Source organism: Companilactobacillus crustorum JCM 15951 (genome assembly GCF_001434585.1).
Taxonomy (GTDB): Bacteria; Bacillota; Bacilli; order Lactobacillales; family Lactobacillaceae; genus Companilactobacillus; species Companilactobacillus crustorum.
In genome coordinates, this window is record NZ_AZDB01000004.1 from 45,179 (window position 1) to 58,055 (window position 12,877).

At 35.7% G+C, this 12,877-nt stretch carries 8 protein-coding genes; all 8 read left to right on the forward strand.

The features are described 5' to 3' along the window. The first annotated feature begins 6 nt into the window (after positions 1–6). Positions 7–1,275 (forward strand): RIP metalloprotease RseP, encoded by a 1,269-nt coding sequence (rseP, locus tag FD26_RS02070; RefSeq protein ID WP_057866779.1) that lies wholly within the window; start codon positions 7–9, stop codon positions 1,273–1,275. A gap of 14 nt (positions 1,276–1,289) precedes the next feature. After that, positions 1,290–2,996: a proline--tRNA ligase gene (locus tag FD26_RS02075; RefSeq protein WP_057866780.1), complete on the forward strand. Its 1,707-nt coding sequence runs from the start codon at positions 1,290–1,292 to the stop codon at positions 2,994–2,996. Between the two features lie 150 nt (positions 2,997–3,146). Then, positions 3,147–7,448, forward strand: a complete 4,302-nt coding sequence (locus FD26_RS02080) for a PolC-type DNA polymerase III (protein ID WP_057866781.1) — start codon at positions 3,147–3,149, stop codon at positions 7,446–7,448. A gap of 117 nt (positions 7,449–7,565) precedes the next feature. Continuing rightward, entirely contained in the window at positions 7,566–8,039 is a 474-nt protein-coding gene (rimP, locus tag FD26_RS02085; RefSeq protein ID WP_057866782.1) for a ribosome maturation factor RimP, read from the forward strand. 10 nt (positions 8,040–8,049) lie between these two features. Next, positions 8,050–9,264 (forward strand): transcription termination factor NusA, encoded by a 1,215-nt coding sequence (nusA, locus tag FD26_RS02090; RefSeq protein WP_057866783.1) that lies wholly within the window; start codon positions 8,050–8,052, stop codon positions 9,262–9,264. 14 nt (positions 9,265–9,278) lie between these two features. Then, positions 9,279–9,587: an RNase P modulator RnpM gene (gene rnpM / locus FD26_RS02095; protein WP_186809283.1), complete on the forward strand. Its 309-nt coding sequence runs from the start codon at positions 9,279–9,281 to the stop codon at positions 9,585–9,587. Then, a complete protein-coding gene (locus tag FD26_RS02100; protein WP_057866784.1) occupies positions 9,587–9,883 on the forward strand; it encodes a L7Ae/L30e/S12e/Gadd45 family ribosomal protein in 297 nt (98 codons plus the stop codon). The genes rnpM and FD26_RS02100 overlap by 1 nt, the downstream gene beginning before the upstream one ends. 13 nt (positions 9,884–9,896) lie before the next feature. Further along, positions 9,897–12,809, forward strand: coding sequence for a translation initiation factor IF-2 (gene infB, locus FD26_RS02105; protein WP_057866785.1), 2,913 nt, complete (start codon positions 9,897–9,899; stop codon positions 12,807–12,809). The last annotated feature ends 68 nt before the right edge of the window (positions 12,810–12,877 follow it).

The window sequence follows — 12,877 nt, forward strand, 5'->3', positions numbered from 1 at the left end:
GTTAAAATGACCGCGATAATTACATTTATAATCGTTTTTGGTATTTTAGTAATCGTTCATGAATTTGGACACTATTATGCTGCAAAAAAATCAGGAATTTTGGTTCGTGAGTTTTCTGTTGGTATGGGTCCTAAAATTGTTGCGTATCGGAAAAATCATACGACGTATACTTTGAGGCTATTGCCTTTGGGTGGATATGTTCGTATGGCTGGTGCGCAGGAAGATGATTCCGAAATTCAACCAGGAACAATGGCATCTTTAGTTTTAAATGATAATGACAAAGTAATAAAAATAATAACTTCAAGTAAAGTTTATGATGCAAACGCGGTTCCAGTTCAAATCTCAAAAGCTGATCTTGTAGATGATTTAGTAATTGAAGGATATGAGAATGGTGATGAAACAGTCACTAAGAAGTATTCCGTAAATCATGATGCAACTATCATTGAGGAAGACGGAACAGAAGTCCAAATTGCTCCTCGTGATGTTCAATTGCAGTCTGTTTCCGTATGGAAACGTATGATCACCAATTTTGCTGGACCATTTAATAATTTTGTTTTGGCCATTTTAGCAACTATTTTGGCTGCTTTTATGATGGGTTCAGTTGGAACCGGAACCAATCAATTGGGCGGAATTGAAAACAATTCTGTGGCCCAAAAGGCTGGTTTAAAAGCAAATGATAAGATTTTAAGCGTTAATGGCAAGAAAACGACTTCGTGGACTAGTCTGACTGAGAGTATTCAAAATAATCCTGGGAAAAAATTAACGTTAAACGTACAGTCTGGTAATAAGACAAAACAAGTCAAGTTGACTCCAAAAGCGGTCAAATCTTCTGGTCAAAGTTATGGAATGATTGGAATAAAGGCTAAATTGGATTCAAGTGTCCTTGGTAAGATCAAATATGGATTTACATATAGCTGGAGTACATCATTAACCATTTTCCATGCTTTAGGAAAAATGGTTTCAGGAGGCTTTAATATTAATCAGCTGTCGGGACCAGTGGGAATCTATTCAATGACTTCTAAGGTAGCCTCAACAGGTTTGATCAATATAATTCTCTTTACATCAATGTTATCGATGAACTTAGGTATTGTTAATTTGATACCTATTCCTGCTTTAGATGGTGGGAAAATTCTTCTAAATATTGTTGAAGCAATTAGAAGAAAGCCAATTCCAGAACAGTATGAAAATGTTATTACATTAATTGGAGTCGGAATCTTAGTTCTATTGATGATTGCTGTTACATGGAATGACATCCAGCGCTTCTTTATAAAATAGGGGGATAAAAGAACTTGAAACAATCAAAATTATATATTCCAACATTAAAACAAACTCCTTCAGATGCTGAGGCTTTAAGTCATCAGTTGATGTTGAGAGCAGGTTACATTAGACAGGTTTCTGCGGGTGTTTATGCTTACTTGCCACTAGCTTGGTCAGTAATTCAAAGAATTGAAAATATCGTTCGTAAAGAAATGACAAAAATTGATGCTGCTGAAATGCGCATGCCTGCAATTTTGCCAGCTGATCTTTGGAAAGAAAGTGGTCGTTATGCAACTTATGGCGATAACCTCTTTAAATTTAAAGATCGTCATGAACGTGATTTCATTTTAGGTCCTACGCATGAGGAAACCTTTACTAGTGTTGTTAAGGAAGGTTTGAATAGTTACAAGAAATTGCCACTTGTTTTATATCAAATGCAAATGAAGTATCGTGATGAGGATCGTCCTCGTAATGGTTTATTGCGTGGCCGTGAATTCATCATGAAGGATGCTTATTCATTTACTGCTAACAAAGAACAGTTGGATGTTATTTTTAATCAAATGGAACAAGCTTATCGCAATATTTTTGATCTTTGCGGTTTGAACTACCGAGCAATTATCGGTGATGCCGGTGCCATGGGCGGTACTGATTCTAAGGAATTTTCTGCTATTGCTGATATTGGTGAGGATACCATTGCCTATTCTGATGATTCTGAATATTCAGCTAATCTAGAAATGGCTGCAAGTAAAATGGCTGAAAATCCTAAAGAAGATAAAAAAGAACTTGAAGAAGTAGATACACCTAATGTCCATACAATTGATACATTGGCAGAACTCTTAAAGGTTGATGCTGCTCGTATTATGAAGGCAGTTGCTTATATTGCTGATGAAAAACCGGTTATGGTTATGATTCGTGGCGATTATGATGTCAATGATGTTAAGTTAAAGAATTATTTAGGGGCTGATTTCTTACGAGAAGCTACAGCTGACGAAGTTAAGGATGTATTCCACAGCGTACCTGGTTTTATTGGACCTAAAGGTATGAGCGATGACGTTAAAGTTCTTTATGATAGTTCTTTAGTTGGTTTAACTAACTTTGTTGTTGGACCTAATAAAGAGGATCATCATTTTATTAACGCTAATTTTGAAGATATAACAGATGAAATGCCTGAATTTAGAGATTTCCGTATTATTAAAGAAGGTGAAACATCACCTGATGGACATGGAAAGATTAAATTTACACGTGGAATTGAAATAGGACATATCTTCAAATTGGGTACAAAATTTTCTAAAGCTTTAGGTGCCAATTTCTTAGATGAAAATGGTAAATCAAATCCATTGATCATGGGTAGCTATGGTATTGGTATCTCTAGATTATTGACTGCTATTGTTGAACAGCATAGCGATGAAAATGGTATTATTTGGCCAGTAAGTTTAGCTCCATACCAAGTACATGTTGTCCCAATCAAATATAATAATGATGTTCAAGGAAAACTTAGCGACGAAATCGTTGAATTGCTTCAAGACGAAGGTTATGAAGTTTTGCTTGATGATCGTAAAGAACGTCCTGGTGTTAAATTCGCTGATTCGGATTTAATTGGTATTCCAATTAGAATTACAGTTGGTAAAAAAGCAGCAGATGAGATTGTAGAACTAAAGATTAGAAGCACAGGCGAAACAATCGAAGTAAGTAAAGATGAATTAGTAAATTCAGTAAAAATATTGCTTAAGAATCAGTAATAGGTTTCTTTGAAAATTGTTTTGAAAGAGCAGAGTTTTGGCAATAATTATATCTTTTGATAAAATGTATAATTAGTTAACTTAAAACAAATTTAAAAGAAGAAATCAATAATGAGGCTTAGGCCTTTTTTTATTTTTGAAGGGTAGAATATGTCAGATACAAAACAACTTTTTGAAATACTAGTTAAGCAAATTAAATTAGATAAATTATTGAATTCTAATGATTCATTTGTTGATGGTAAGTTGAATAAGTTGGAAGTTCATAAGAACAGTAAACGCTGGACTTTTTATTTTGAGTTCAAAGATGTTTTACCATTTAATGAATTTCTAACCTTTGTGAAAGCATTACAAGCTAGTTTTGAGGGAATTGCACAAGTCAATTTTGAAATCAAAACGACTAATGCTGAATTAAGAGAAAAAGATATTAAAGAATATTGGAATTATGTTTTAAATGATTGCACGATTGATTCGCCAATGGTTTTAGATAAGATTAGTCAAACACCACCTCGAATGGAAAACGGACAAACTTTTTTAGATGTTTCTAATGGATTTATGGCTGATTTTGTCGATGGAAAAATTATTAATGGCTTGCAATCGGAATACAGCAGTTTAGGCTTTCCTGATTTTAAGATTCGTACGAATATTGATGAAAATAAGTCTCAGGAAAAAGAAGCAGCTATGAAGGCTGCTAATGCTGAAAAAGACAAACAATTCCAAGCTAAAGCCAAAGAAGTTAGTGAGAAAAAAGCAGCTAAGCCTGTAGGTAATGTATCTAAAGTTGGACGCAAAATTCCTAATGATCAAGAGATTACTCAAATGGCTGATATTGTAGAAGAAGAGCGTAACAAGGTTGTTGAAGGCTATGTCTTTGATATTGATGTGCGGAAATTAAAATCTGGTCGCTCACTTTTGATTTTGAAAGTTACTGATTACACGTCATCATTTAGCATTAAGAAATTTTCTAATGGTGAAGATGACGAGAACTTCTTTAATTCTTTAGATAAGGGTGCTTGGATTAGAGTTCGTGGTAGTGTTCAAGAGGATAATTTCTCTAGAGAATTGGTTATTATGGCTCAAGATATCAATGTTATAAAACATGAATCACGTCAAGATACCGCTGAGGATGACAATAAACGAATTGAATTGCATGCTCATACAAATATGAGTCAAATGGATGCTATTCCGAGTGCAACTGATCTAATCAAAAGAGCAAGCGATTGGGGTCAAAGCGGAATTGCTATTACTGATCACCATGCTTTACAGGCTTTTCCGGAAGCTTATAATGCTGGTAAGAAGTTTGGCGTTAAAATTGCTTATGGCGTTGAAATTGATTTAGTAGATGAAGGTAATCCAATTGCCTATAATTTGCGTGATCAAAAGCTTAAAGGTGCTGAATATGTAATTTTTGATACAGAAACTACTGGTTTGTCAGCTGTTTATGATTCGATTATTGAAATTGGTGCTACCAAGATGAAAGATGGCGAAGTTATTGAACGCTATGATAAATTCATTAATCCGGGTCATCCACTTTCTGAAGTAACGACTAATTTGACAAGTATTACAGATGAGATGGTAAAAGATGCACCTGATGAATCAGTTGTTATCAGTGATTTTATGAATTTCATTAGTGATGATATCCTAGTTGGTCATAATGTTACCTTTGATATGGGCTTTATGAATGCTGCTTTAACGAGAATGGGACGAGAGAGATTGTCAATGCCTGTGATTGATACTTTGGAAATGTCTCGGACATTGCATTCAGAGTATCGGAATCATAAGTTAGACTCTTTAGCCAAACGGTACAATATCGTCTTAGAGCATCACCATAGAGCTGATTCCGATGCGGAAACAACTGGTTATTTGATGTACAAGCTGTTCGACGAATTGGAAGATAAGTTTGGAACTGATAACGTTGAGCAGTTGAATGACAATATTGGTGGCGAAGAAGCGTACAAACAAGCTCGTCCAAGTCATGCTATTTTAATAGCTAAAACTCAAGCCGGTTTGAAGAATATGTTTAAGATTGTTTCATATTCAATGACACAGTATTATTATCGAACTGCACGTGTTCCAAGACGTTTATTGAACAAATATCGTGAAGGAATCATTGTTGGATCCGCGTGTGAGAACGGTGAAGTTTTCACTAGTATGATGCAAAAGGGCTATGATGATACGCGTGAGTTAGCCCAATATTATGATTACTTAGAAGTTATGCCACGATCGCTTTATCAACATTTAATTGATATCAAAATTATTAAAGATGAAGATGCTTTAAAAGAAATTTTGAAGAATATTGTCAAATTAGGTAAAGAACTCAAAAAGCCAGTTGTCGCAACTGGGGATGTTCATTATCTCGATCCACACGATAAAGTTTATCGAGATATTGTAATTAAAGCCGTCAAGAGTAATGCTTTAGCTAGAAGACCTGAGTTGCCTGATGTGCAATTTAGAACAACTAATGAGATGTTTGATGAATTTAATTATTTAGATCAAGCAACTGAACAAGAAATTATTGTTGATAATCCTAAAAAAATTATGGATTCTATCGATGAGATGTCTCCGGTCAAAGATCGACTTTATACTCCAAAAATGGAGGGCGCCGAAGATGAAATTCAAAATTTAACGATGAATAAAGCACATGAGCTTTATGGTGATCCTTTACCAGAGTTGGTTCAAAAACGAATGGATCGAGAACTAAAAAGTATTATTGGTAATGGATTCTCGGTTATTTACTTGATTGCCCAACGTTTGGTTTATAAATCTAATAAAGATGGATATTTGGTTGGTTCCCGTGGTTCAGTTGGTTCCAGTTTCGTTGCTACTATGACTGGAATTACTGAAGTTAATCCTTTGCCTCCACATTACCGTTGTCCTAAGTGTAAGTATTCAGAATTCTTTACTAAAGGTGAAGTTGGTTCTGGCTATGATTTACCTGACAAAGAATGTCCTAAATGTGGAACTGAGTTGAAAAAAGATGGTCAAGATATTCCCTTTGAAACTTTCTTAGGATTTAAGGGTGATAAAGTACCTGATATTGATTTGAATTTCTCTGGTGATTATCAACCAGTAGCTCATAATTACACTAAAGTCCTTTTTGGTGAGGATCATGTATTTAGAGCTGGTACGATTGGAACTATCGCTGATAGAACGGCTTTTGGTTACGTTAAGAATTATGAAGAATTAACTGGAAAAAATTTGCGTAACGTTGAAGTAGAGCGTTTAGCAATGGGATCGACTGGTGTTAAAAGAACAACTGGTCAACATCCGGCTGGTATTATTGTTGTACCTGATTATATGGATATTTTTGACTTTACGCCAATTCAATACCCAGCTGATGATCAAAGTGCTTTGTGGAAGACAACTCACTTTGATTTTCATTCAATTCATGATAATATCCTAAAACTGGATATTTTGGGACATGATGATCCGACGATGATTCGTATGCTTCAAGATTTGTCAGGGATCGATCCTAAAACTTTACCTGTTAAAGATCCTGGTGTTATGGAGTTATTCAGGGGAACTGATTCGTTGGATGTAACTCCTGAACAGATCTTTTCTAAAACTGGGACCTTGGGTGTGCCAGAATTCGGTACCCGTTTTGTTCGTGGAATGCTTGAAAAAACTCATCCAACTACTTTTGCCGAATTACTACAGATTTCAGGACTTTCTCATGGTACCGATGTATGGTTGGGAAATGCTGAAGAGTTGATTGACAAGGGTATTGTTACTTTGAAGGAAGTTATTGGTTGTCGTGATAATATTATGATGGATTTGATTCACTATGGTATGGATTCACAGATGGCCTTCCAAATTATGGAACATGTTCGTAAAGGACGTGGTATCCCTGATGACTGGAAACAAGCGATGAAAGATGCTGACGTGCCTGATTGGTATATTGATTCTTGTTTAAAGATCAAGTATATGTTTCCTCGAGCTCATGCGACAGCTTACATCATTATGGCGTTAAGAATTGCTTACTTTAAAGTTCACTATCCACTTTATTATTACAGTGCTTACTTTACTGTACGTGCAGATGACTTTGATCTTGTTGCAATGACAACAGGTAAAGATGCTGTTAAGGCAGCAATGAAGGCTATTAATGATAAGGGAATGGATGCGTCAACTAAAGAAAAGAACTTATTAACTGTTTTGGAATTAGCTAATGAATGTTTGGAACGTGGTTTTAAGATCAAAATGGTTGATATTGAAAAGTCAGACGCTTTTGAATTTAAAATTATTGATGATAAAACATTATTAGCTCCTTTTAATGCTATTCCTGGTTTGGGCGATAACGTTGCTAAACAAATTATTGCTGCTCGTGAGGAACAACCTTTCTTATCTAAGCAGGATCTAAGTACGCGAGGAAAAGTTTCAAAAACAGTTATTGAATATATGACTGAAAATCATGCTTTAGATGGTATGCCAGACGAAAATCAGTTATCATTATTTTAGGCATAGCTTTATAAGTTGCTTTAATAGTTAATATATGTTAAATTAACTACTAGTTAATTATTGATTAATGAGTGAGCAGGAATGCTCACTCTTTTTATTGCCAATTACTTTGGAGGAATGTCCTTGGATACAAAAGTTGAAGAATTAAAAGCCATTTTACAACCAGTTTTAGATAAACATGATTTCTTTCTGGTTGATTTAGAATTCGTACATGAACGTGGAGACTGGTATTTACGTGTTTACGCTGATAAAAAGGGTGGAATCAGTATTGATGATTGTGCCCTTATTAGTGAGGAGTACGGTGAGAAGTTGGATGAATTGAATCCAATTGAACCAGCATATTATTTGGAAGTTTCATCTCCAGGTGCAGAACGTCCATTAAAGAATGATGAAAGTCTTTCTGATTACGTGGATGATTATGTTCATGCTTCTCTTTATCAAAAACAAGATGGTCAAAAAGCTTTTGAAGGAACATTAACTGAAGTAACGGATACTAAGATAACTTTGATCGTTAAAGTTAAGAATTTAAAAAAACAAGTAGAAATTAGTCGAGACAACATCGCTAAGATTCGACTTGCAATCGAATTCTAAGGAGAAAATCATGAGTAAAGAAATGGTTGAGGCCCTTGATGCACTTGAAAGCGAAAAGGGAATTAAAAAAGAATATGTGATTGAATCATTGGAAGCTGCTTTGGTAGCTGCTTATAAGAGAAATTACAACCAAGCCCAAAACGTTGATGTTGAATTCGATGCTAAGAAGGGTAATATACATGTTTATGCGGTTAAAGAAGTAGTTGAAGATGTTGCTGATGACCGTTTAGAAGTAAGTTTGGAAGATGCTCAAAAGAAGAGTAAAGGCTACGAGATTGGCGATCACATCAAAGAAGAAGTAACTCCAAAGGATTTTGGTCGAATTGCTGCTCAAACTGCCAAACAAGTTATTATGCAACGTGTTCGTGAAGCTGAGCGTGATATCATTTATAATGAATATAGTCAGTATGAACATGAAATTATTCAAGGTACAGTTGAACGTAGCGATAGTAGATATGTTTATATTACTTATGGACGTATTGAAACAGTTATGCCAAAATCTGATCAAATGCCTGGTGAAACTTATAATTCACGAGATAGAGTTCGAGTTTACGTTACTAAGGTTGAAAATGCCACAAAGGGTCCACAAGTATTTGTTTCTAGAACTGATCCAGGTTTAGTTAAACGTTTATTTGAACAAGAAGTTCCTGAAATATATGATGGAACTGTTGAAATTGTTTCAATTGCTCGTGAAGCTGGAGATAGAACTAAGATTGCGGTTAAGTCAGATAATCCTGATGTTGACCCAGTTGGAACTTGTGTCGGACCCAAGGGTGCACGTGTACAAGCAGTTGTTGATGAATTAAATGGTGAAAATATTGACGTTGTGCCTTATGTTGATGATCCAGTTGATTTCATTGCTAATGCTTTGAATCCAGCAGAAGTTATTGCAGTTCAATTCGATGAAAATGATAAGAAACAATGTATTGTTATTGTTCCTGACTATCACTTGTCATTGGCTATTGGTAAAAAGGGTCAAAATGCTCGTTTAGCTGCTAAGCTAACTGGCTATAAGATTGATATCAAGCCTGAGTCACAAGTCGAATTTGTCGATGATAACGATCAAGATGTTGATATAAATGACATTGAGAGTGGTAAGATCGATATTGCGAAGACTCGCGAGAATGCTGCTAATGCAGATGATGCTCAAAATCCAGCAGTCGATAATTCTGATGAAGCTAACGATGATTCTGAGGATGTAGATTCAACTGATACAGAAGAATAAAAGGGGTGATGGATTTGGCAACTCGTAAGATACCAATGCGTAAAGATATTTTGACAGATAAGATGTATCCCAAAAGGGAAATGGTAAGAATTGTCAAAGATAAAGAAGGCAATATTTCAATCGATCCTACCGGAAAGAAACCTGGACGCGGTGCTTATGTGGGTCTAGAACCAGCAGCCGTTAAAGATGCGAAAGCAAAGAAGTCTTTGGAAAAAGTATTTTCGCATTCAGTACCAGCAGACTTTTATGATGAATTGTTTAACTTTGTCGATCATCAAAAAGCACGAATGGATCTTTTCGGAGATTTAGGAAAGAAACACTAATGAAAAATTTTTTAAATTTTTTAGGTATTGCAGTTAGAGCTGGAAAGATTATTAGTGGAACTGAATTAACTATTAACGGTATTCGTAATGGTGAAGTTAAATTAGTAATTATGGCTTCTGACTGTAGTCCCCGGACAAAAAAAGATTTGCACAATAAAGCAAGTTATTATAATGTACCTGTGGTAGATACGGTAAGTAGTGGTGAATTAAAAACGGCTATTGGAAAAGACAGAAAAGTTATGGGAATAACAGATCTCGGATTTGCTAAAAGGTTAAAAGAAATTATGGACAATTAAGGAGAGTGATAGGATGGTCAAAAAAAGAATTTATACTATTGCAAAAGAAAATAGTGTTGAGAATCAAGTAGTACTCGATGCCGCCGCAAAATTAGGTATTGATGTTAAGAACCATATGTCATCAGTAGATGAAACAACAGAGAAAAAAATTGTGGGTAGCTTAAACGGTGGCAAGCCTGCTGCAAAACCAGCAACTAAGCCAGCTCCACAACATAAGTCTGTATCAGCTAACTCTGGTGAAAAGCACGAAGGTAGTAATCATAATTCAGGCGATCATAAAACTAAGATTAAGATTACTGCTGTAAGAAGAGATGCTAATAAGGGTAAGGGTCATTTTGACCATCGCAACAACAATCACACATCCAACAGTAATCGTCCAAACAGCAATAATAACTACCATCGTCCAAATACTAATGGCAATACAGCCAATACCAATGGTAATTCTGCTAATACTACAAATGCTAATAGAAATAATAGTAATAACAGACCAAGCAACAATAGAAACGATAACCGTAATTCACAATCTCGTGATAACAACAATCGTACTAATAACAACCGTACGAATAATCGTAATCCACAAAATCGTGATAACCGTAATCGTAACAACAATAATCGACGTGATCATTCTACAGTACAAGGTCAAGCACCACGTCCAAGACAAAGTGCTGGTAACAAGTATCTAGATCAATTTAAGACAAATATTCAAGATGCTAGCCATATTCCTAGTCATCCAACTAGAAATAATAACAGTCGTCCTAATAATCACAATAATAGTGATAGTACTCGTAGAAATAATAATCACCGTCCTAACGGTAATGGTAGCAACACTAGTGAAAACCAAAACCGCTTTAATAGAAACAATAACAACAACCATAATTCTAATAACCGCAATAGCAATACTAATAACAACCGTAACAATAACCAAAATAGACCTAATAATACAGCTGCTAAGGCTAAGGAAACTCCAAAGTCAACTGTAGCTAATACAAATATTCCAAAGCCAGAATACAAGAAGTCAAAACCAACGAATAATAATCGTGACTTTGGTCATAGAACTAATCTTGCTAATCCATTTGGTAGTCGTAAGAAGAAGAAGGAACGTAAACGTCAACAACGTCAACGTACCGAACCTAGAAAGCCAATGCCACAAAGAAAAGATCGTCCATTGCCAGAAACACTGGTTTATACAGTGGGTATGAATGCTCAAGATGTTGGTAAGTTGATTCATAGAGAACCAGCTGAAATTGTTAAGAAGTTGTTTATGCTTGGTATTATGATCAACCAAAACAAGTCATTGGATAAAGATACTATTGAATTGTTAGCCGAAGATTATGGTATTAAGGCGGAAGAAAAGGTTCAAGAAGATGTTGCCGATATTGACAAGTACTTTGATGCCGAAGTTAATACAACTGAAAATCTTGTTACACGTCCACCAGTTGTAACTATCATGGGACACGTTGATCATGGTAAGACAACCTTGCTTGACCACTTGAGACATACTCATGTTACTGCCGGTGAAGCTGGTGGTATTACACAACATATTGGTGCTTATCAAGTACGTCTAAAGGATCGTTTAATTACATTCTTGGATACTCCAGGACATGCTGCCTTTACAAATATGCGTGCTCGTGGTGCTGATATTACTGATATCGTTATACTAGTTGTTGCAGCTGATGATGGTGTTATGCCACAAACTATTGAAGCTATTAACCATGCTAAGGCCGCAAATGACCCTATCATTGTAGCTATCAATAAGATCGATAAGCCGGGTGCTAATCCACAACACGTAACAGAAGAATTGATGAAGTATGATCTTGTTCCTGAAAGTTATGGTGGGGACACTATCTTTGTTAATATTTCTGCTAAAGTCGGTACAAACATCGATGAATTGTTGGAAATGATTTTACTAGAAGCTGATGTTTTGGAATTGAAAGCAAATCCTAAGCAAAAAGCTATTGGTACTGTTATTGAAGCTAAGTTGGATAAGGGCCGTGGACCTGTTGCATCACTATTGGTACAACAAGGTACATTGCACGTTGGTGATCCAATTGTTGTTGGTAACACCTTCGGTCGTGTCAGAACAATGACAAATTATACTGGTAAAGAAATTGAAAATGCTCTACCTTCAGAACCAGTCGAAGTTACAGGTCTAAACGATGTTCCTGAATCTGCTGATAAATTCGTTGTCTTCAATGATGAAAAGACAGCCCGTGCAGCCGGTGAGGAGCGTGCTAGTCGTGCCCTTCAAAAGGAACGTCAAAATACTAACCCTGTAACGCTTGATAACTTATTCGAAACAATGAAAGAAGGAGAACTTAAACAAGTCGACGTTATTATTAAGGCCGATGTTCAAGGTTCTGCTGAAGCCATTGCCGGAAGTTTGAAGAAGATCGATGTTGAAGGCGTACGTGTAAATATTATTCATCAAGCCGTTGGTGCTATTACTGAAAGTGATGTTAACCTTGCTGCAGCAAGTAATGCTATCATTATTGGATTTAATGTACGTCCAACAGCTCAAGCTAAGATTCAAGCTAAAGATGAAAATGTTGATATTCGTCTACATAGAGTTATTTACAAGGCTATTGATGAAGTAGAATCAGCTATGAAGGGTATGCTCGAACCAGTATATCAAGAAAAAGTTATTGGTAACTTAACTGTCCGTGAAACATACAATGTTTCTAAGATTGGTACAATTGCCGGATGCTACGTCAACAGTGGTAAGATTCAACGTGATAGTGGCGTAAGACTTATTAGAGATGGTATTGTTATCACCGAAGGTAAGCTTGCTTCGCTTAAACGATTCAAAGACGATGTTAAGGAAGTTGGTTCAGGATTCGAATGTGGTATCACAATCGAAAACTACAACGATATTAAGATTGGCGATGAAGTCGAAGCTTACATTATGGAAGAAGTTCCAGTTAAATAAAGCAAAAAATAAAGTCATGGTGTTTGAAAAAAACATATGGCTTTATTTTTTTTTATCGCATTTTATTA

Coding starts and splice junctions, on each gene's coding strand:
- nusA (WP_057866783.1), top strand. CDS start 8,050: ATGAGTAAAGAAATGGTTGAGGCCCTTGATGCACTTGAAAGCGAAAAG.
- FD26_RS02100 (WP_057866784.1), top strand. CDS start 9,587: ATGAAAAATTTTTTAAATTTTTTAGGTATTGCAGTTAGAGCTGGAAAG.
- rimP (WP_057866782.1), top strand. CDS start 7,566: ATGTCCTTGGATACAAAAGTTGAAGAATTAAAAGCCATTTTACAACCA.
- FD26_RS02080 (WP_057866781.1), top strand. CDS start 3,147: ATGTCAGATACAAAACAACTTTTTGAAATACTAGTTAAGCAAATTAAA.
- rseP (WP_057866779.1), top strand. CDS start 7: ATGACCGCGATAATTACATTTATAATCGTTTTTGGTATTTTAGTAATC.
- infB (WP_057866785.1), top strand. CDS start 9,897: ATGGTCAAAAAAAGAATTTATACTATTGCAAAAGAAAATAGTGTTGAG.